Origin of the sequence: Streptomyces sp. NPDC056628, assembly GCF_042792555.1 — a bacterium.
Lineage (GTDB): Bacteria > Actinomycetota > Actinomycetes > Streptomycetales > Streptomycetaceae > Streptomyces.
On the sequence record NZ_JBHTWG010000023.1, the window covers coordinates 89,898 to 111,800 of the forward strand.

Annotated in this window: 9 protein-coding genes, 1 pseudogene and 1 riboswitch; of the genes and pseudogenes, 2 read left to right on the plus strand and 8 right to left on the minus strand. The window is 68.1% G+C overall.

What is annotated here, in order from left to right; all coding sequences use genetic code 11:
- Positions 1 to 148 precede the first annotated feature (148 nt).
- The 4 genes from ACFRAC_RS24900 to ACFRAC_RS24915 all read right to left on the minus strand — a co-directional run bounded on the left by ACFRAC_RS24900 (position 149) and on the right by ACFRAC_RS24915 (position 13,908).
- Positions 149 to 6,685: an RHS repeat-associated core domain-containing protein gene (locus ACFRAC_RS24900; RefSeq protein WP_382927609.1), complete on the minus strand. Its 6,537-nt coding sequence runs from the start codon at positions 6,683 to 6,685 to the stop codon at positions 149 to 151.
- 153 nt (positions 6,686 to 6,838) lie between these two features.
- A complete protein-coding gene (locus ACFRAC_RS24905; RefSeq protein WP_382927613.1) occupies positions 6,839 to 10,651 on the minus strand; it encodes a LamG-like jellyroll fold domain-containing protein in 3,813 nt (1,270 codons plus the stop codon).
- 644 nt (positions 10,652 to 11,295) lie between these two features.
- Positions 11,296 to 12,141, minus strand: a complete 846-nt coding sequence (locus ACFRAC_RS24910; protein ID WP_382927615.1) for a hypothetical protein — start codon at positions 12,139 to 12,141, stop codon at positions 11,296 to 11,298.
- 552 nt (positions 12,142 to 12,693) lie between these two features.
- Entirely contained in the window at positions 12,694 to 13,908 is a 1,215-nt protein-coding gene (locus ACFRAC_RS24915) for a DNA cytosine methyltransferase (protein ID WP_382927618.1), read from the minus strand.
- Between the two features lie 687 nt (positions 13,909 to 14,595).
- On the opposite strand from ACFRAC_RS24915, the gene ACFRAC_RS24920 reads away from it, so the two are divergent.
- Positions 14,596 to 15,129, plus strand: coding sequence for a DUF6262 family protein (locus ACFRAC_RS24920; RefSeq protein ID WP_382927622.1), 534 nt, complete (start codon positions 14,596 to 14,598; stop codon positions 15,127 to 15,129).
- Between the two features lie 70 nt (positions 15,130 to 15,199).
- Complete coding sequence (locus ACFRAC_RS24925) at positions 15,200 to 16,039, plus strand: SMI1/KNR4 family protein (RefSeq protein ID WP_382927626.1); 840 nt, start codon at positions 15,200 to 15,202, stop codon at positions 16,037 to 16,039.
- 201 nt (positions 16,040 to 16,240) lie between these two features.
- Here the strand turns inward: ACFRAC_RS24925 and ACFRAC_RS24930 are convergent, their stop codons facing one another.
- From ACFRAC_RS24930 to ACFRAC_RS24945, 4 genes and pseudogenes are all read right to left on the minus strand, one after another.
- Positions 16,241 to 16,438, minus strand: a complete 198-nt coding sequence (locus tag ACFRAC_RS24930) for a hypothetical protein (RefSeq protein WP_382927630.1) — start codon at positions 16,436 to 16,438, stop codon at positions 16,241 to 16,243.
- Positions 16,439 to 16,845: 407 nt separating this feature from the next.
- Positions 16,846 to 18,384 (minus strand): hypothetical protein, encoded by a 1,539-nt coding sequence (locus ACFRAC_RS24935; RefSeq protein ID WP_382927633.1) that lies wholly within the window; start codon positions 18,382 to 18,384, stop codon positions 16,846 to 16,848.
- A gap of 774 nt (positions 18,385 to 19,158) precedes the next feature.
- Positions 19,159 to 19,922: pseudogene (locus ACFRAC_RS24940) on the minus strand (transposase family protein).
- A 752-nt stretch (positions 19,923 to 20,674) separates the two neighbouring features.
- Entirely contained in the window at positions 20,675 to 21,742 is a 1,068-nt protein-coding gene (locus ACFRAC_RS24945; RefSeq protein ID WP_382927635.1) for a hypothetical protein, read from the minus strand.
- 56 nt (positions 21,743 to 21,798) lie between these two features.
- A riboswitch (SAM riboswitch) is annotated at positions 21,799 to 21,903 on the minus strand. This riboswitch is flagged as partial in the annotation.

The following is a 21,903-nucleotide window of genomic DNA, read 5'->3' on the forward strand; positions in this document are numbered from 1 at the left end:
GGCCCCCAATTATACGTCGACGCCCATCTTCAAACGGCGGTACTGCGCTAAATCTCTCTCCATAATTTTTCTCCCGGGGCCCCTTAATGGGGGGCCCCCCCGCCCGCCGAAGCGGGCGGCGGCTCCCGGCGTGAACCGGAGGACCAGGCTAATAGTCTTCCTCGATCACGAAGTCCCTGCCGATGATCACAGCCCGTTCCAGGGTTCCCTTGTGGGAGAACTGTCTGAGGCCGTCCCTGGCGGTGTCCTCGCTCATGCCACCGGGCCGCAGGTCCACGTAGACGACGTCCACCTGCTGGTCGCGGTCCGCCTTCTGCATGTGCTTCTTGAGCCCGTCACTGCGATCGCTCGTCATCACCTTGAATTCGGCCCGCTTGTCGTCGACCCAGGCGTCACCCGCGTGCGGTGGCCTCTGGTCGTCGTTGCGGGACATCACCTCATGGCCCATGATCGCCAGCGTCAGGGCGAGCTGAAACTCGTCCGGCTTGTCGAATGCAAATTGGCTGGCGCCCTTCTTGGTGTTCTTGCGCTTCCAGGACTCGTCGATCCGCTCCATGATCTCTTCGGCTTCGTCGCGATCCATTCCGCCCGTCAACGCGTCCCGCAGATCGTCACCGAGGTTGAACGCGCCGCAGCCGTCCCGCGCGCCACGGCGGCACATGTCCTCGTTCATCTCCTCGACCATCTCGTCGAAGGGGTTGGAGAGGTCCCACTTCCCGTCGAGGATCTGGTCCACCCGCTCCTTCCGGAGCATCGCCGCGATCTCGTGGTTGGTGAAGAGGATCTGCTCCATGTAGCGCGAGTAGCGCGCCGCTCCCGGCGGGGCGCTGCCGGAGCGGCCGTCCTTGGAGACGTACGAAGTGCCCGCGGTGCTGGTCCCCGACTTGTTCGGCTTCTTGCCCTTGGCCTTGATCTCAGCCGCGGTGTCCGGGATGCCGCCGGTACAGGAGATCTCGCCGGTGTGGCACTCGGGCACGCCGAGTCCGGACGGGTCGGCGACGGTCGTCGGGTTGTTGTTCGCATAGCCGTAGCCGTTGAGCGACTGGTGCTGATCCGGCATGAGCAGCGGGTCGACGCTGAGGAACTGGCCCGTGGAGGTGTCGTACTCGCGGGCGCCGACCTGGGTGAGTCCGGTGGAGCTGTCGGCGCTCTTGCCGAGGAAGCCCTTGTCGTCCGGCCAGGTGCCAACAGCGCTGCCGCGGGTGGTTCCGAAGGGCGTGGTGTACCGCTTGCTCAGCGTCTGTGTGCTGTCGCTGGTGATCGAGACGGTGCTCGTGCCGTGGTGGTCGCCGGAGAGGTAGTGGACCTTCTCGGTGCCCGACGCGTTGCTGCGCATCGCGATGTTGGCGCCACCGACCGTGTAGTAGCGGTTGGCCCACTTCTTGCCGCTCTTCAGGTGGACCTCGGTGGCTCCGAGGTACAGCACGGTCTCGCCGTCCGTCGCGGTGCTGCGGCGGATGAGGAGGGTTCCGTCGGCGTCGTAGAGGTAGTCGGTGGCCGCGGTGCCCTCGGTGAGCTTGCTGAGGCGGCCCTCGGGGTTCCAGAGCAGAGACTGCTTGGTGATGGAGCCCGCGGACTCCACGCGGGTCTCGGTGTTGCCGGCCGCGTCGTAGGTGTACTGCCCGGCCGCCGCCGGGTCGCACGTGGCCTCGGTCGTGGTCGACTTCAGGGCGTGCTTGCGGGCGGGGTCGTAGCAATAGGTGGTGGTGACCGGGGTCGGGACCGCCGTGTTGCGGGTCTCGGTGGCCCGCTGGCCGGACGCGGTGTAGGTGTAGCTGGTCCAGTAGGGGGCCGCGCCGCCGAGGTTGGCCACGGTGCGGCCGGCCGTGGAGCAGTCGGCCGTCTTCGGCGTCCAGACCTCGCTCAGCCGCTTCTGGCCGTCGTAGGCGAAGCACTGGAGGTCGGGGCCGCCGCCGGTGTCGGCGCGGTCGAGGATGGCGGTGACGTTGCCGGTCTGGTCGTAGCGGTACTCCAGGTCCTGGATGGGGCCGCGGGTCTGGTCGTCGGTGGCGGACGTCAGCAGCCGGCCGGTGCCCGCTTCGTAGGTGCGCGAGATGAACACGCGCTTGGCGGTGGTGGATGTGCCGAGCTGGTACTGGTGGACCTGTCCGAGCGCCGAGTAGTCGACGCCGAGCAGGTAGCCGCTGATGCCGGACTGCTGGACGGGCAGGCCCGCGTTGTTGTAGAGGGTCTCGACCGTTTCGGCGGCCAGTCCGCCGGCCGCGGGCTCCTTGGTGTTGTTGACGGTGCCGTCGAGCCGGTAGGCCGTGCCGAAGGTGAGAGTGGCCTGCGGTACGGCGCCCGAGGTGACCAGCGGGTCGTTCGCCGGCAGGGTCAGCGTGGTGCTGGTCGGCCGGTTCAGGCTGTCGTAGGCGTCGACGGACTTGATGTAGGCCTTGCTGTTGACCTGGCCGACGCCGTTTTCGTAGCGCACGGACTGGTCGACGTAGCCCTTCAGCAGGGTGTCGTACGTCCAGGCGGCGAGCTTGTTGGCGTCGGTGCGGCTGGTGTGCCAGAGCCCGGTCTTGCGGCCCAGTTCGTCGTAGCCGTAGTAGAGGTACTGGTTCTTGGCGTCCTTGGTGTGGTCGACCTGGTCGAGGACGGTGTATTTGGTGGTCGTCGTGCCCTTGTCGGGGTCGGTCGCGGTGACCTGGCGGCCGCCGAGGTCGTAGGTGTACGACCACACGGACCCGGCGGGGCCGGTGACGGTCTTCTGCTTGCCGTCCAGGGTGTAGGTGTAGCCGACCTTGGTGTAGGAGGTGCCCTGGGCGGCGCCGTACTCGGTGTCGTTCGGGTTCGGGCCCGCGTAGGTGCGGGTTTCCTTGGTGCGGCCGAGCACGTCGGTGATCACGCGGGAGGCCGTGCCGCCTTCGAGGGCGCTGGTCGCCACCGAGTCACCGGTGTACGTGGTCGTGGTGTCCCACTTCTTGACGCCCCACGACGACAGCGTCGTCTTCACCGCGCGTGCGGCGCCGTCGTAGACGGTGTCGTTCTGCTTGGGTGACTGCGCGTACTCCACGCCGGTGTAGGTGCTGTTGGGCGCTGTGGCGTTGTCGTAGGCGTCGTTCTGCGTGGTGACGGCGAGACTGCGGGAGTCGTACCGGGTGTCGCTGAGCACCCGCCCGCCGCCGGCCGCGGCCGGGACCTGGGTCTGGATCGGGCGCAGCAGCGAGTCGTACAGGGCGTACGAGGTGCGGTAGGTCGTGCCGTCCGCCTGGAGCTTGGCGACCGAGTTCCAGGACGGCTTGGTCTGGCTAACGCCGTAGTCGTACTTCGCGTTCGGTGTGTCGCCCGCGGCCTTCGACCGGTTGGACAGCCAGGTGGCGGTGAGCCGGCCCAGCGCGTCACGGGTGTACTCGGTGCGCTTGAGGTTGGCGTCGAGGGTGTAGGTGACCGTGCCTCGCGCCGGGTCGAAGTAGGTGTACGACTTGTGGGTCTGGCCGTTGGACGCCAGCTTCGGGTAGGTGACGATGACGCCGGTCACCGGTCCGCCGGTGGCCGGATAGTAGGCGGTGCTGGTCGCGGTTCCGGCGGCGTCGACCACCTTCAGCGGACGGCCGAGCTTCGCCGTTGCGGTATCGAAGGTGGTGGCGGTGACCGTCTGCCAGGACGTCGTGCCGGGGTTGCGGTCAGCGGTACCGCTTGCGGCCGGGTAGCCCTTGGGCTGGCCGGTCCAGGTGGGCAGACCGAGCGTCGGCGTCTGGTCGGCCTTCCAGCCGGTCGCCGCGGGATCGTCGAAGACGACGGCGGCGTCGGACAGGACGTCGCCACGGGTCTCGGAGTCGGTGGGCAGGGACAGCTTGTCGTCGGTGTCCGCGCACTGCTTGGCCACCGTGCGGGTCCGAGAGATCAGCGAGGTCAGACCCTTGGCGTCGTTGCGCGCATACCAGGTGCGCGTGCAGCTCTCGTCGCCGGTCGCCGACCAGTCGCCGTGGTTCTCGCTGTGGGTGACCATGCCGTACGTGTCGTCGTACGTGCTGGAGGTGGCCGTGGTCCGCCACTTCTGCCCGGCCGTCAGCCAGGTCCGTTCGTAGCTGCGGGCCGTGCGCACGAAGTGCGCCTTGGTGTGCGCGTACGACTTCTGCTGGCTAGCGGTCTGCTTGGACCAGAAGTTGTTGACGGTGAACGCGATCGGCGTGGCGCCGTCGTAGGTGATCTCCTGGCGCAGCTGCCCCGCGTACTGGTCGGAGTCGGTGGCCTGGGAGAGGGTGACGCCCGGCATCGTGACCGGGTCGACGCTCGCGGCGCGGGTGGTGCCGTCCGCCAGCTTGTCGCCGTTCATGCCCTGCATGAACAGCTTGACCGTCTTGGAGCGGACGGTGCCGACCTCACCGGTGTACGCGGTGACCTTCTGGTAGCCGCGCCACTCGGACCAGGTGCGTTCCTTCTCCTTGGTGAAGGGGTCGCTGTTGTAGTGCCAGGCCGGGGTGTCGTACGTGTAGCTGTACTCGACGGCCGGGTTCTTGGCGGCGGTGTCGCTGGTGGAGACCGCGGTGACCCGGTACTTGTGGAACCAGTCCAGTGCCGGGTCGCCGCCGTTGATCGCCCAGTACACCGGGTAGCAGGACACGGTGTTCTTGTCCGCCGAGGCCGGCATGCTGGTTCCGCGCACGCACTCGGGGTGGGACAGGTCCACGGTCGTGACGGCGCCGGTCTCCGAGGTGATGGTGGAGATGCGGGGCCGGGTCAGCGGAAGGATGTCGCCGCCGCCGGGCTGGGTGCCGCCGTCGACGCGGTTGGGTCGCTGCTGGTAGGTGAAGCCGACCTCCGGCAGGGACTCGTCCGTGCCGTTGAGGCCGGTGCGCTTGAGCGCGGTGAGGGTGAGGACCTGGTCGGAGCTGTTGCCGATGTCCTGGCCGTCGAAGAAGGCCTGGGTGAGGGCGAAGGAGTCGACCGGCTTGAAGGCCTCCGGCTCGGCGGCCGTGGACCACCAGTGAGTGCGGATCTCGGTGAGGCGCTTGCGGGTGAAGAAGGCCGGGCCGCTGGACAGGCAGTCCGTCTCGGACGCCGAGCAGAGTGAGTCGAAGGGCACGTCCGGCCAGTTGACGGCGGTGTCCTTGGTGAGCGACTCGCACGAGGAGGCCGTGCAGCGCTCCTTGTGGCCGAAGGTGACCTTCGCGGAGGTCACACCGGTGAACAGGGCGTCGACCCGCTGTCCGTAGCGGATCTCGGTCGGGTAGCCGCCGCGGACGTAGGAGGCGAGGGCCGTCTTGTCGCCGTTCTTGGCGTAGTGGTTGCTCTCCTTGGTGTACCAGTACGTCGCCGCGTTGCCGTGGACGTCCTGCACGAGGTCGAGGTTCCAACGCCAGGCCTGGGTCTTGGCGCGGCCGGAGTAGCCGGTGCCGGAGGAGTATCCGGGTTCGCCGCTGTCGTCGCCGAAGACGGGGACGGTCCAGGTGGAGTCGGTGCGCTCGGTGCTGGCGCCGGGCAGCTTGTTCAGGCCGAAGGTGTAGGTCGTGCCCTCTCCGGTGACGACCTTCCAGTACTCGCCCTTGCCGTCACCCTTGCCGCTGACGATGTCGTCGCCGTCGTCGCCGTTGTCCGCGCCGACCTCGTGGAAGACCTGGGAGGCGTCGTCGTTCTTCAGCCGCCACTTGCCGGAGGTGTCGTCCTTGACCAGCTCGTTGGCGACGCCGTTGAGCACGAGCGAGGCGTTCTCGTACTTCCAGCACAGGTCGTGCTTGCCGGTCTGCCCGTCGTCCTCGCACGAGCCGTACTTGCGCTCGATGTAGGACTCGGTGAGCGAGAAGCCCTCACCGATCTGGGAGCCCTGGTTGTTGGTGTTGGCGGTACGGCCGTCGATGGAACCGGAGTCGTACGCCAGCGTCAGCGGCGGTACCGGGCCGGCCGGGGCCGGCGGCAGGGTCACCGGGTAGGACCATGTGAAGGAGCCGGACGACTCGCCCGCCTGCCAGGCGGAGGAGGGGGACAGCGGCGTGGCGGCGAGGTCGCCCGCGCCGGCCGGCGAGGTGGTGCCGGACTCGGCCGCGAGGGCCATCACCGTCGGCGTGGAGCTCGCGGCGACGGCGGTGCGTGCCGTCACGGTCTGCGCGCTCGCGTCGTTGTCGGACGCCACCGGTGTGGTGGTGCGGCAGGCGGCCTTCTCCGGGGTGGTGAGCACGCAGGCGGGCAGCTTCACCAGGCCCAGCCGGGTCGCCCAGTTGCCGCCGACGGCGGAGCCGAAGGAGCTGTAGTCGACCGTCAGCCGGGCGGTGCCGCGGCGCTCGGTTCCGACGGTGAACAGCAGGCCGGTGACCCCGGCTCGCTCGGTGGCCCGCCGATCCAGGACGCGTACGGTGGCCGCACCGGAGGCCCGCTTCGCGCCGGCCTTCGGATCGGCGGTGACGTCCACGACGGCGTCGGCTGACCGCTGAGCCAAGGAGTCGCGCGTGGCCCCGGCGGCCGGCCAGGAGACGCGGCGCTCGTCGCGCGCCTGGGTGATCAGGCGCTGGTTGGCCTTCTCGTCCCGGGCGACCCTCGTGCGGGCCTTCTTCGCGCCGAGTCCGGTGACGGGGTGGACCTTGCTGACGCGGGTGTCGGCGGAGTCCGGGGCGCCGGGGCGGTCTGCCGCGGCGGCCACACCGGTGGGCACCACCGGCGCGGCGAGCAGTGTGAGGAGGAGAGCACCGACGACCGGCCGTCGGCCGGTGCGGTTCCCTCCCCTCGGCGAACGTGGTCTGAACACGGTCTGCTTTCTGGTGGGAGGTGGAAAGAGGGGTATGGCAGGTGGAGAAGAGAGCTTGAGAGGAAAAGGACGTGAGAAGAGGAAGGGGGCGCGGGCTGTGCGTCCCGTGCCCCCGGCCTCAGGGATGAGACAGGCCGGCCCCGAGGGCCGCGATCAGTCGCCGACCACGGCCGACTTGTGGTGGGCGCTCTGCACGGCGCCCGCCCACAGGCGGATGTGGTGGACGCGGCCCGGGACGTGATTGCCCCACGCGCTGTTCAGCCAGCCCTTGCCGACCGCCGCGCCACCGCTGCTCGCGGTCGCGGTGAATGCGGTGGGCTCTCCCTGGCGGTCGATGAGGAAGAGCGAGATCTGCCGGGTGTGGGCGTCGTAGGCGCCGGTCAGTTCGACCTCGGTGCCGAGCACGGCGACCTCGTCGCTGCGCACCGACACGCCGGATCCGTCCGCGCTGAGCCGGCCGAAGTGCCAGCGGCCGAGCGCCCACGTCTCGGAGAGCGGCTCGCCGGTCGTCTCGTCGAGGACGGGGTCGCCGTTCTCGTCCAGGACCTCGTGGCCGGTGGTGTCGACGCCGGTCTTCTCGAACCACAGGCCCCAGGAGGAGCCGGTCGCCGTGCGCTGGCCGAGGATCTGGGCGCGGTAGCCGTCCGGCTTGTCCTTGAGCGCGGCCCCGTCGACCATCGTCTCCACGGCCACCGTGAAGGAGCCGGTGGCGTCGACGAGCGGCGCGCCGAACTCGGCTCCGCCGGTACCGTCCAGGACGACGGACTCGCCCTCGAGCCTGGCGCCGCCGCCGAGGGTGAGCGTGGGGCCGTAGTTGCTGGTGGTGTCCTGGAGGGTGGTGCCGGAGGCGCCGTCGGCCTTCAGGTCAGCCACCAGTTCCAGATGCGGCAGGCCGGTGCCGTCCGCGCCGTCGAGCAGCCGGGCCTCGTCGGCGATCTCCTCGGCGGACTTGGCCGCCTGCCAGAGGGTGACCTCGTCGATCTCACCGGTGAAGGCGTCGGTGTAGGTGCCCTTGTATTTGACCCGGCCGATCTGGAACGCGCCGCCCGCAGGCCAGTTCGAGGTGATCGTGTCGGAGCCCTGGAGCTGTCCGTTAACGTACAGCGACAGGACGTTCTTGTCGTGGTCGACGGTCACGGCGAGGTGCGTCCAGGCGCCGACCTGGGCGAAGTCCTTGGCGTTGACGCGCTGGTTGCTGAGCGAGGTGCTGGCGGCGTCCGCGTCGGCCAGGCGCACGCACCAGGTCTTCACGTCCTCGCAGTAGCTGAGGAAGAAGGGGCTGTAGTAGGTGCCGTCCTGGCCGGCGACGGTGAGGTTGCGGCCGGTGGCGCCGAGGCGGACCCAGGTGGCCACCGTGTACGCGGCGGCCGTCTGGAGGACCGGCTCGGTGGTCGCGGCGTAGCCGGAGTCGGACGTCTTCAGCGCCTGGTCCTGGCCCATGACCGCGGGGGTGGTGTCGGTGGCGGGCTGCTTGACGATCTCGCCTCGGCGTCCGTTCGGCGTGCGCACGGCACCGGACAGGGTCAGGTTGTCGCGCAGCGTGGTGTCGGTGGTGGAGGTGTCGACGGCGGCGCCGCCGGACTCGTCGAAGTTCCAGTGGGCGACGGGTTTGGGGCCCTCGCTGACCAGGAACCGGACGATCTGCTCGTCGCCGCCGAGCGGGTAGGCGGTGGACTTGGCCTGGACGTGCAGCAGGTAGGTGCCGGAGGACGGCGGGGTGAAGGTCGCCTTGTAGGTGGAGCCGGTCTTCCAGTCGGACCAGGTGGCGTCGGTGGAGAGCCGGAAGCGGTAGCCGTTGTTGGTGCTGGTCTCGCCAGGGGCCGGACCGAACACGGCGGTGCCGGCCTTGCCGGGTCCGCCGCCGGCGACGCAGCTGCCGCCGGACACGCATTCGCTGTACGTGGTCCATGACGTGATGCTCGGCTTCTGCGGTGCCTTGCTGTCCACCCGGAAGTAGCAGAAAGGGCTGGCCGAACTCGTCAGGGTGCTCTGGTCGCTGTTGTAGTAGGACTTGGTGAAGGACTGGTAGCGGTAGAGCTTGCCGTCCTCCAGGGCCGTGTCCCAGTCTTTCGTCTGCGCCGGGAAGCTCTTCAGCGTGCTGCTGTACGCGGCGAAACCGCTGGTCGGCTTGTACGAGGTGGTGCTCGGTTCGGGCGCGTCGGCCCAGGTCGTGCCGCTCTTGACGTCGACGTCGAAGTAGATGCGCAGCCGGGCCCCGGACTCACCGCCGGCGGCCGTCTCCGGGGTGGCCAGCAGGTCGGGCCTTGGGTCGGTGATGGTGCTCGGCGACGACTCGGTCTTGCTGCACACCCGGCTGGCACCGGCCTTGATGCCGTACTCGGTGGGGGTAGCCGGCTTGCTGACGTAGTCGACCGTGAGGACGGCGTCGTCGTCGAAGCGCTTCCAGGAGACGGTGTCCGACTCGTCCTTGGCCATGAGCATCAGCGTCAGCCGCGGGAACGAACCGTTGGCGAAGGACCGGACGGTCGGGGTGAGGTTCTCGTCCGTCTCCTCTGCGTTGTCGGCGAACCGGATCGGCGCCTTGGGCTGCGAGGGCGAGCAGGCGTCGCCACGGCCGGCGGAGACATGGCGGTCGCCCATCTGGTCCAGCTTGGTCGGACCCGGCCACTTGGTGGACGAGGAGATGTTGTTGGTGCGCTCCAGGTCGACCCAGCGCGCGTCGCAGGAGAACGACCAGGTCTCGGTCACCCGGAACTCGGCGTCCAGGACCTGCTTGCCCTTGAGCTTGTCGGGGGCGAACTCGAAGTACATGCGGTTCACGTAGCCGTTACCGCAGTAGTACGAGACGCCGCCGATCACGGCGGAGCCGCACTTGCCGACGCTCATGCCGTTGGTGCCGCCGGAGAAGTTGTAGAAGACATCGCCGTCGGAGGAGAGCACCGTGCGCTCTGACTCGTTCAGCTCGACCGAAGGGTCGATGTAGAGCGGGAGTTCGTTCGCGGCGGTGCCGGTCAGGAGCGCGTCGTCGGGGGTGACGTGGAGGGCATCGTCGTCGAGGACGACGTCCATCAGGGCCGTTTCGTCGCCAGGACCGGGGCCGTCGATCGGGTCCGCCTGGTCGGGGCCGGTCACCGTGACCGGGGCGGGCTCGGCGTCGTCGTCGGCGGTGACGCCGAGCGGGCGCCTGCCGGCGGTCTGCGCCGACGGGCCGTCGTCGGCGGAGGCGGAGGGCGAGGCGGCAGAGGAGGAGGTCTGCGCGCTGTCGCCCGCGGAGTTCCACATCTGGGCGCTCGGCGAGCGGAAGACGACCTGGCCGTTGCCGTCGACGGCTTCCATGGTGCCGGCGGCGCCGGCCCGCACGGAGAGGCCGTCGGTGTCCAGGCCGTAGCTGATGGTGCGCAGTCCGGGCGCGGCGGCGGCCTCCAGCGTCTCAACCTCAAGGACCTGACGGAAGCCTTCGGAGGTGGCCGTCAGGATGAGGTTGACGTCGGGCCGGACGTTCTCGTAGACGGCGCGGTTGCCGTCCAGGCGGGGCTCGGGCAGCGTGCCGGGCCAGCCCAGGGAGACCGACCGTCCCTCCTCACCGATGGTCACCAGGCCTGCGCCCGGGCCACCGCCGGAGAAGGTCATGTCCACGGCGGCGGCCCGCGGGGCGACCGAGCCGTCGGCGCGCTTTTCCAGCGTGGCGTCGGGCTTGGTCCAGCCGCCGTCGGCGGTGGCGACCCGGACCGGGACGATCGACTTCTCCAGGGTGAACGTGCCGCCGTCGGGGTTGGCGAACACAGTGTCCCGCTCGGTGCGTTCCTCGATCACCTCCACGCGTTCGCCGCTCGCCTCGGCCCGGGCCAGCGCCTGTTCGGAAGGGGACAGGGCGGTGGCGGCTTCCGACGGCGCGGCGCTCGCCGGGCCTGTGGTGAGCGGCAGGCCCGGAACGGCCGTCAGCGCGAGCGCCAGCACGACTCCGGCTCCCGTCAGGCGCGCTGCGCGCCGTCGGATCGGTGTCATGAGGGTCTCCGTATGAGCGAGGACATGGGCTGCACCATTTCGTGAGGACGCCCACACCGTGGGCGGAACGAGAGAACAATCAGCACACACATTCGAATTACAGGGGAGACCTATGCGGCTCCCCGCTCGCGGACGAGCGTCAGTCGAAGGCAGGTACCGGCTACGTCAGACGGCGGCGAGGGCGACGGCCCGGCGGCCGGACGACGGATGCGTGACGTGGCCTGTCAGATCACTGACGGCAGTGACATCCGAACCGGTCCCTTTGCATTGGACGAACAACGAGCACTCCCCTTGCCGCACCCCACCCCTGACGTGCTCGCAGGAAGCGTACATGGCCTGTTCACGTTTGCCGAGACCCTGCCCGACTAGCTCCGATCTGCTGAAATGCGGCTCTTGTGGCTTGAGTTGAGCCCTCGTGCGACTCTTCACCCGATACCCGCAAAGCCCGGGCCCGTCCCGCGCTGAAGCGGTCCCCGCTCCCCGGTGCGAACATGCACGAGGCGGCAACTGCCGCTGAGGGTGCAGCAGTTGCCGCCGCGACTTCACGCGTGCCCGCGTGCCGGTCCCGGCCCGCCCCCGGCAGGCCGGCGGACCTCGACAGGCACTCTCTGGCATCCGCCCTCTGCCCGATCACTGGCGCGCTCCTACGTTGAGCCGGGCCGCTGCGCCAAGCAGAGGTGTGGCAGCTGACCGCAGGGGGCTGTGCCCTCGCAGCACGCGGCCTCGCCGGGGTTCTCGCACTGACAGGTTGGGGAGCGCCAGAGGACGCCGGCTGCGAAAGCTGCCTCGCGGATCGCCTGCTGCTGGCGGTCATCGGCGGCATCGAGCAGCAGGGTCAGCAGATCCCGTCTGGGAGTGTCCTCTGCACTGTCGTCCAGCACCACGGTGTCACCGACCTCCACGCTCAGCGGCACGGTGCCGTCGGGACGGACCAGCCGGTCTTCCGCGGAATCGAGGTGCACGGAGACCCGAACGGCGCTGGTCTTGTGGTCGAGGTAGGTGAACACCGGGACGCCATCGACCTCGACACACGGGAGCTCGTTGTCCTCGGTCTGCCGATGAAAGGTGGCATCCCGATTCGCCTGCTCGCTCTCCTCCCTTTCGGGAAAGCGGTAGTCGAGCGGCACCATGCGGGTCCGTCCACGACGGGTGATCTCCTCGACGTAGATGCTGTATCCCTCGTCCGGCTGGTTGTCGCGCTCAGGCCCGTAGTAGAGCCGCACGCTCTCGCGGTCGTCGGTGGGCGGATGCTCGGGGACACCTTCCTCACCCACGATGTTGGTCCAGACCCCACGCACGTACGCGGCGAGATCGGCCAGCGCAGAGGCTTCATCACCATGGAGGGTCACCACGCCTTCGTGGCGATCCCAGCGGCGCAGCACCCAGGCCTGGCCCGCCGAGCGCGGGCTGATGAGACTTACCACTTCGGGGAAGGGAGGCTGCTGGCCAGCATGCTCGGCGATCACGGCATCGCGTGCCCGGTTGAGCATGTCCCGAGCTGGCGGTGAGGGCCTGGCACGCAATCAGTGCAAGTGCGAGCAAGCCGAGTTGGAGCTGAAGGTGCGCGTCTCGACAAAGCCGCCGACCCCCGGCACTCAGGGGTGCGTGCCGGGGGACGAGCAGGCGTAGCGTCAGGCATCAGTCTGCTGCCCGTTCACGTCTGGGTGCCGCTGCTGGCCGCGCCACGGCCCCGTTGCCTGGATCGGTGTCTGGGTGGGGTGGGTGGCTTGGCGGCGTGGGCGGGGTTGCTGGCCTGTCCCGGCCGGGGGTCCGGGGTTGGCTGGAGGGCGGGGCTGCGCAGTGCGCGCATCGAGGGCGCGACGCGGCTCGGCTGTGCCGGTCGCCCTCGGGCACCGAGGTGGTCGGGGCGGGGCATTTCGGCTGACCACAAGGTGTGGTCCGGCAGGGTTAGGACCGCAACCCCGCTGGATGGAGAGCAGAGCGGGACACAAGGGGCCCAGAGCAGTGGGGGTTGTACACGGGACGGCGGGCACAACGACCGCCGCCCCCGGGCCGGTGGGCCTGGGGGCGGCGGAGATGGATCAGTGAGGCAGGACGGCCTTTACGCGCCGGGCGAGCCAGGCTGCGACGTTGACCGGGACGGCGTTGCCGACCTGCAGGCGGAGGTCGTCCTCCTCCCCGGCGAAGATGTGGTGGTCGGGGAAGCCCTGGGCTCTGGCCTTCTCGCGGGTCGTGAGTGGCCTGTACTCGCACTCGTCGATGCTCAAGTCCGCGGTGGGGCGCGCGAGGTAGTGGTGGCCGCCGCCCTTGGCGGTGAGCGTGCCGATCGGGTCGTCGAGAGAGCTGGCGTCGCAGTGGTCGCGCAGGGTGACAATGAATGGCTTGCCGCGGTACCTCTCCAGGCCGATGGCGACCCGGTTTCGTGTGGCCGCTACGTAGGGCTTGCGACCGTCGGTGAAGTGGTCGTAGTAACCATCACCGAACCTGGAGCCGCGCACGGTGTGATCGATGACTTCGCCGATGCCGCGGGTGATGGGCTCAACATGCGCTCCGCAGCGCATGTTGGGGCAGGCGTAGGTGTACTGCCTCGTGCGGCCGTACTCGCCGACAGGGAATTCAGGGTTCTTCTTCCAGCGCTGGATGCCTTCGACGGGTCCGCAGGTGGCGCACATGGCGTCGCAGGTCGGCCGGAGGTCGGGCAGTCCGTTGGCCTCGGCAACGTCGTTGCGCAGGAAGCACCACACCACTCGGTCGCGGGATTGCGGCAGCGGAGGAATCCCGTCGACCTTGAGGTGGGCGGCATTCACCGACGCAATGACCGGGGTGTATCCGAGGGCTTCCCAGACCGTCAGCCATGCCTGGAACAGGGGGGAGGTGCCGAACTGGGCGACGTTCTCGCCGACGTAGGCAAGGGGTCGGTGAACCTCGGCGTAGCGGACGGGCTCCCACATGGTGATGCGGGTTTGCGGCCAGTCCGGGCCCGGCTTCGGGCGGCCGTTGGCGTCCAGTTCCACGGCCTTGCGCGGGGCGGCCTTCCCTCCCGCCGGGGACGCTTCGGTGCAGATCGGAGACGCGACCAGTACCTGGGCTGAGGGCACGCAGCGCATGTCGATGGTCTGTACGTCGGTCGGGTTCACGAAGAGGCCGGGCCAGTTGATGCGCGCAGTCTCCGAGCTAGCTGCGTCGTGGTTCGCGGCGTACAGAGAGAGGAATCCGGCGTCGGTGAAGCCACGCATGTCACCGCAGCCGCCGGTGAAGAAGTGCACGGAGGTGGGGCCTTCGAACAGGGCCGTCATCGCGGCAATTCCCTTCAGGGGCCGGGGGTTGGGGAGCACGGCCGGGTTTGGCCGGGCGGTGACGGCACACTCGGCGGTGGCTCACCAAGCCCCACAACCTCCCGTCCGTCAGGGCGGATGCATCTTTGGCGGGCGAACGGCCGGTGCCAGCCAGCGGTTGGCACCGGGCCGTGCAGGGAGGGGAAGGCCCGGTGCCACCACATCTCGGGTGGCGTGGCGGTTGCGCGCGTGCTGGCGCAGGCGAGGGACCTCGTTGGCCGGCTGCCGGAATCCGGCCTGGGTGACAGCTCGGGGACGCAGTTGAGCGGTGGCCTGGCGCAGCGAACCACTTGCCGGCTGGCCCATGAGATTGCGTGGACGGTGAAGGCCCCGGCGCCCCGGGTCGAGGACCGGAGCGCCGGGGCCTGGGCGCAGAGGGTTAGGAGGCGCGGGTCAGGCTGCCCTTGGGGGCCTTCTTCACCGCGAGCGATGGTCGACCACCTCGACCTGCCCGGCCGGGACATGCCCCTGCCCGACACCGCACGCGCGGCCCAATTGATCAGGAGCCGCCTCTCACCGACAGCCGCCGCCAACGCACTCGGCACCAGCCCAGAGCACCTCAGGCTCGCCTTCGAGGCCCGGCACCAGGCAGTCGGGGCGCCATCACGACAGCACCGACCAGATATCTACGAAGGAGTCGAGGAACCCGTGCCCAAGCACATCGATGTCAACTCTTCGGCCGAGGGCCCAGCCAAGTCGCCGCACAGGACCACGGCCAAACGGGTCCCCGGCCAAGTGCTGCGCGAGGCCAGAGCCCGCGACAGCGAAGTCAAACGAGCCCGGGTACTCAAGACCCTCAACGAGATGGCCGCGACGGGAGAGAGGATCACCTTCCTTGGACTCGCTCGCACAGCACGGGTCTCGAACTGGCTGGTATACGCCGAGGGGCTGCGCGAGCACATCGAAGATGCGATCAAGAAGCAGAGCAGGGCTGCACGACGCGAGGCGGAGGCGGGCTCGGGCGCCTCGGCGGAGTCACTGGCGGCCGACCTGGAACTGGCCACGGCAGAGCTCAGAATCTTGCGCGCGGAGCGGGATCGGCTCAAGACGGACACGGCGCGGCTGCGGGAAACCGAGGCCGAGCGTGATCGGTTGCGTGAGGCGCTGAAGGAGACGGAGGAGAAACTGGAGTCCACGCTCAAAGAGAGCCGCCCGTCTTCAAGCCACCGCGCAAAGAGATGACACGAACACGGGCCGCCGTCTGGCTACCTGGCATCCACAGTCCTGCTGCCCCCTCGATAGCCTCACCCGCATGAAGACGATCGACGACCTGGTCGCCCTGGTGCCACCACCGACGCATCCCATCGACGCGAGCGGCGACTGGAAGCAGATCGAGGACGCCCTCGGCCTGGAACTCCCCGCCGACTTCAAGGCCCTCATCGGTTCCTACGGCTTGGGTCAGTTCGTCGACTTCATCACCCCCCTCACACCGTTCGGCAGCCGCAACCTCCTGCTCCAGTCCGCGCAGCAGCTGCTGGAGAGCGAACGACCACTCCGTGAGGCGAACCCGGAAAAGTGCCCCTACCCCTACTATCCGGAGGCCGGTGGCCTGCTGGAATGGGCTGGAACCGACAACGGTGACCGGCTCTGTTGGGTAACCGGCGGCCACCCGGACACCTGGACCGTCGTCGCATGGAACCCGCGCGGGTGGTACTACGACGCCCACGAGACCGGCGCGGCCGGCTTCCTACACGGCTGGCTGAGCGGACGGCTCAACACCACCGTCTTCGCTGCGAACGAGCACGTCACGGCACCATGGTTCGAACCGTTCCGCGAGCTCAACCACGTCTACATCAAGCTCACCGACAGCCAGCGGACCTACCCCGAACGCCTTCGGGTCCTCATGGAGGCCCTCTCCCCGACGGCCGACCGAGGTGGCTACACGGGAGGGGATGGCCGCCAGGACCACTTCGACGCCACCGAGCTCGGTTGGAGACTCACCTACGAGACGGCCTACAGCCACCAAATCCGCATCGCCTTCCCACCCGAAGACGAAGACCAAGTTCGCTCCACCTTGCTCGCCGCTGTCCACAGCATGGGCTGCGACGTGCTGTCCACGACGACGCACCGAGGCCAGCCAGTTTGGGACTGACCACGTCACGCCGCCAAACTCAGCGGAATCCTCTGCGTCGAGGATCGATGACAGGCACGACCTGCGAGGATTGGACACAGTTCTCTGGAACACGCTCAGAGGACACAAGCGCGGAACGCCGAAGCACTGCAGGTCACGTGGATGCCGTTGGACGCCGAAACACGGAACCTACAGCGCCTCCATCAGCATCAGACCGAGAACCTATGGGGGCGTGATGTGGTGGCGTTCCGCGGTCGCGAGGATGCGCGCAGTCTCGTCGGGGTCGGCAAGGGTCGCGGGATCGAACCAGTAGTAGTGCGCGATGCCGGCGGCCAGGGGGTAGACCTGGTCCCACGGCGGGACGCCGTCGGTGGCTTCGGGGACTGTGTCTGGACGGTCGAGGAGGACGTCGGTTACCACTTGAAAGGCTGCAGCGCGGAAGTCGCGGGCACGGGTCTTGGTCCAAGGAAGCGGTCATGTCCTGCCGGTCGAAACTCCGCCTCGACGATGAGCCGGGCCTGCCGGACCGGCTGTTCGCCTGACGCGGGTGGGCAAGGTCGCTAGGTCAGCTTGCCAGGCTGTTGGTGGGCCTTGGGACAACCCGCGAGGCGCTCCCTACGGCCAGGCAAAGGTGTCCGGGAAGGGGACGGCGGGCGGGGACGAGGAGTGCCCAGCGCAACCACGGCCGGACAGGGCTCCCTCCAACTGCTGGAGGTCCGCCCCCGCCCCCACGCCCGCGTCGAGGACCGCATCCGCTGCGGCAAGACCACCGGATCCGGCCGGTCTCCCTCCCGTCAGTCCGTTCAGCTCACCCCCGGGGCTGCGCCTCACTTCGGAGCCCGGAAGTCGTCCTTGGGCGGCTGGGGAGTCGGTACGGGCGGAGGCGGCTGGGGAGTCGCTTTCGGCTCCGTAGCGGGGGGCACCGGCGAGGGAGCGGGTTCGGGCGCCGTGCTCGCTCCGAGGCATTGCGGGGCAAGGTTCGCCACCATCCACGTCCAGGCTTCCTCCATCTCCGAGTAGGAGAACTCCGGCTCTCCCGCGATGTACGCGGTCCACAGGATGCGTAGCGTGAACCAGCTCTTGTTCTCCTCCTCGGCCGCGGTGTACATGATGCGGTCCAGGCCATCGGTGTGACACAGGCCGAAGTAGTGGCCCAGCTCATGGATCAGCACGTATTTCCAGACTCGGTCAGGAAGGTTGTCCGTGAAGGTCACCCCGGACGTGAGCGACGAGGGAAGACCGCAGGCGCTGCCCCGGAGGTTGCTCGCCTGGCCGTGCTTGGAAAGCTCCCGGTACCGGAAGATGCCGACGATCGCGGGGTTGCACAGCTCTCGCCTCGCTACGTCGTCGGCGCCCGGCCCCGCTTCCTTGTCCGTACGGCCGATGACGCGCTTGAGGAAGTCGTCCTGAGCACCGGGGTCCAGGATGATGTCGCGGGTCCGGGTCACCTCAACCGTGGTCGGGTTGAAGGTGAGCTTCAGGCCGAGTTGCCGTCCCTTGTCCCGGGCCGCATCCAGTTTCGTGTCGAGTTCGTCCTCGCTCATGGGCAGGATCTGGAAGGCGGGGCCCCGCGCTCCGCGGGAGCCCAGGTAGGTGTTGAGCTCTTCCTCGGAGATGGGGTTGTCCAACCGGCCTCCACCGCCGCCCCCGATGACGTCTTCCTTCTTCAGCGTCGTGTAGCGCCTGCGCTGAAGGTATCCATAAGGCTTGAAGCCGCACAGCTCGTGCAGGTTGATCTCGCCCCGTTCGTGGAGCACCACCAGGTTCGGCGTGGTGGGGTCGGTCGGGGAACGCGTCTGCGAGTCGAGGACGGTGCGGTACACCGTGCCGGTCATCCGCAATCCGAATGGCCCGTAGTCGAGATTGATGGCGCGCTTGATCTCCTCATAGGTCCGGCCGGAGTAACGCCTCGCCAGTTCCCGGCGCACGTGGTCACGTATCCGTGCATCGTTGATTTCGTCAATGACGAATGCGACCAGTTCGCCCCAGAGCACGAGGCGAACCACCTGGATGCCGGTCAGTACGAAGCCTGTGAGGATACCGATCAGACCGTCCAGAATTCGGCGCCAGTCGGCCGTGAAGATCCCCGCGATAATGTTCACGATCCCTCGGAATACGTCCTTGGCGTACTCCCAGAGCGTTGTGACGACCCAGCAGACCCATCGCACGACGAATCTGACCACGACGGACACGACCCATCGGACAACCCGAATCAGCGTGGTGACGAGCCAGCACACCCAGCTCAGCGGATTGTACCACTTGAACTTTTTCTTGCAGTACTTCTTGGTGTCCCTGACCCATTCCTCGATGGGCTTTGAGACCTTCTCTTCCACTCTTTCGTTGATCTCTTTGCAGACCGTGGCCATGGCGATGTCCCCTCGCCTCTGTTCTCCTTGGTCGGGACCGCGTGCTGCCGCGTCCGGCCCAGACACAGCAGGAGTGCCTGGAGCCGGTGACGGCTCCAGGCCAAAGCCACCAGTTTCCCGCCGACGCCCGCGACGACACCGGCAAGTACGGCCATCCCGGCGGACGGCCATGACCAGCCGGCCAGAGCGAGTCGACAGGCCAGGAACGATGACGTCACCAGGGCAAACGCCGCCGCAGCCGCTGCGCAGCCGCAGTCGTTGAACAGGCGACGGATCGCCGAGGCCGACTGCTCTCGCTCGTCGACGGTGAGCCATGGGATGCGTACGAGGACCTCATCGACGGTCGGTCTTCCCAGCCAGGATGCGAGTGCGGCAGCTTTTTGCAGGTCACGGGGGTGTTCCAGCGTCAGACGCATGGGAGCCTCGTGTGGCGGTTCAGTATTCAGCGGGTTTGATAAGCGCAATCGGTCAACTACTGCCACGCGTATTGCGACTTGTCTTCCAGTTTAGGAACCGACACATCATGATCGCATGTGCTGTGCCCGACTTGTCTTTCCAGCTCACCACCTTGGGCGGCGCTCCATCTCCTCGCCAAGTCACCGGTTGCAGCGATCAACGAGCCGTCTCCCGCCTTCGAGACTTAGCCTGCGCGTTTCACTTGCCATGGTGTCCGGATCTTGATCGGAAAGGCGAAAGCGCCTTCTGGGCTGGGAAGATGAGGCTTGTGGAAGGTCTCTGTCACCACAGCAGGAAGGCACTGAGCCTTTTCCAACCTCAGCTTGAGCAGGTGAGGTGGAGGGTGAGGACGGCTTGGACGAGGCTGGTGATGCGGCTGGTCGAGCACTGGAGCTTGCGCAGGAGCCGCCAGGTCTTGAGTGTGGCGACGGCAGGTTCGACCAGGGCCCGGATCCTGGCCTGCGAGCGGTTCACGGCCTGCCGGCCCTCGGACAGGTTCTTCCAGCGGCCTCGGTAGGGCACGCGGACAGCTGGCTGGGCGCCTTGGTAGCCCTTGCCCGCCCAGCAGTCGATGCCTGCCGAGGTGAGGGCGTCGAGGATGCCGTGTTCGCGTGCGGCGCGAATGTCATGGACGGCTCCGGGCAAGGCGGGTGAGCCCACAGGAGACGTCCCGCCGGGTCGGCGAGGACCTGGACGTTCATGCCGTGCTTCTTGTGCTTGCCGGAGTAGAACGGCCGGTCGGCGGCGATCCGGTCCATGGGCAGGAGAGTGCCGTCGAGCAGGACGAATGCCTTCCTCGACACTTCGCGGACGGCGTGCAAGAGAGTGGGTGCCAGGGCGGCCAGAAGGTCGACGGCTTCGGTGATGTACCGGTAGGCCGTGGTCGCGCCGATGCCGAACCCGGCCGCGAGTTGGGCGCAGGGCTGCCCACTGCGCAGGTGGCCAAGGGTGAGCAGGGCCTGTCGGCCAGCGCTCAACCTGCGCCAGCGGCTGCCGATCGCACGGCGTCGTTCGCGGAAACGGGCAGTGAGGAAGCGAAGGTGTGAGCTGGACAGGTCCAGTCCGGACGGGTAGACCAGCACATGAAGCCTCTGGCGGTACGGGTGATCTTGGTCGTGAACCCGTCTACCAGGGGCTTCACTCGTCTGTCACGCCAACCGCCGCATCGACATGGCAGGTTGGAAAGGGCTCAGTGAAGATCTTATGGCAAATTCACGCCATGTCGATGCCTCATGCACTTTTCGGCGAGCGCTCTCGGTGCAGCCCTGGCAGATCGGCGCGCGCCTTCTTCGACGAGCCGGTGAACCACGCGCCCCAGATTTCGCCCGCGCTGTTGGTCTGCGGCCGGTAGGGCCGGATGCGCTTACGGGTGATCCCGGCCGCGTCGGCAGGGCGTCGCGCCAGTCGCGTGAGCGGTAACAAGCGCCGTTGCCGGTCATACCCGCTCGACGGTGATCCCGGCCTAAGCGAAGAGGGTGTGGGACCGCTGCCGGCAGCCGGTGGCGGCTTCCGGCGTTTCGTCGGCGACGATCTCGCTGTTGCATCTTCTTCGGATGCTCACGGTGACGGCGCTGTCGTCTTGGCCAGGGGACGAACCGGCCGGGGCAGGCGCAGCCTCGGTTGATCCGGTGATCGGCGGCGATGTTCAGACTGCAGCGAGAGCCTGAGATCGATCACGGTTGCCTCCGCCGTGTTGGGCTGTCCCGGCCCGTTGGTGGTGGTGTCCCAGAAACCTTCACCCGTATGGACTCGGGCGGCAGCTGCTTGCTCTCCACCCTTCGGCTGGACGGAAATAACAGGGCACAGGGCACGACAGCCTGAGGCCGTCAGGCGCTCACAGCTTGGTCAGGGGCACGTGGCAGCGTGTCCAGCCGACGCTCCAGTCGCCGTCGAGCGGGGTGTAGTCGGCCTCCCGCACCCGTCCCTTCGCTTGTTCCAGATGGCTCCGCAGTTCTTCGAGACTGCCGCTGCCCACCTCTTTGCTGCCGGCATCCAGCTCCAGCTGGAGGTACATGACGTGGTCCTCTCCCCGGTGCTCCGCACTGAACTCGACGGTGTAATAGCCGTCGCTGCCCTGGCTGTAGATGGACACATAGTGCTGCGTGATCTCGCCCGGATCGAAGCCGTACTCTTCAAACACTTCAAGGGTCTCGTACGGCGGGTCCGTGACGTCGCACGAGCTGCACCACCACTGGATCTGCCATGGACCGTCCGGGGCCCATCCCTCCCTTTCCAGCCTTGCCTGGGCGAGTTCGGTGAGGGTGGTGAGTGCTTCGAACCAATCTCCGTCGGTGCGCGAGGTGATGCCGCCGCCCAGGTGATAGGCCGACTCCTTCCCCGCTCCTTCGGCGAAGTCGTCCACGACCGTCAGAACGCAGCCGGCGTCCTCCTGGTACTCCACCTTCGCGTACCGCCGCTTGTCCTCCTCGTCTCCACGGCGGTTGTCGGGCATGCCTGCGTCCGTCCGGGCATCTGTTCCATCGGCCTCCTCGCCCTCCGCAGATACCAGGTCCGGCTCCCGTGGCCCGACGGGTGCGAGCCGGCGAGGATTGAGGCAGACCGACTCCAACCGGGCCGTTCCGATCCGGCTGCTGATCAGCGACCCCGGAACATGCCCCCCCTGGTTGACAGCACGTGCCTGAAGGGGTCGGTCCTCGCTGCGGTAGAAGGCGATGTCGAATCCGCTGTCGAGCCACTGGCCGAAGACCTCGTCAGTTCCTGGCAGGCCGGAGCTGCTCACCTCGGCCGTGCAGAACAGTGCCCGGGCGGTGTCGAGGCCGATGGTCACCAGGCCCGCGCGGCCCAGCTCCGCGACTGCGGACCTGGCGGGTTCGGGTGCCGGCTCAGGCTTCTGGGTCTGCCGCCCCATCGGCACTTCGGGGATCGCGTCGGAAACGGGCACGGGCGGTCAACCTTCCGGAGTCGGTGGACCCCGGTAGTGCACGTCCACACCCCGGTGATCTGCGATTTCCCAACGCACCGCGCGCTGGGCTGGGTCGTCACCCGGGGCATCCGCAGCGAGCGAGATGTCTCCAGCAAGCCGGGGCTTGACGCTGGAACTCG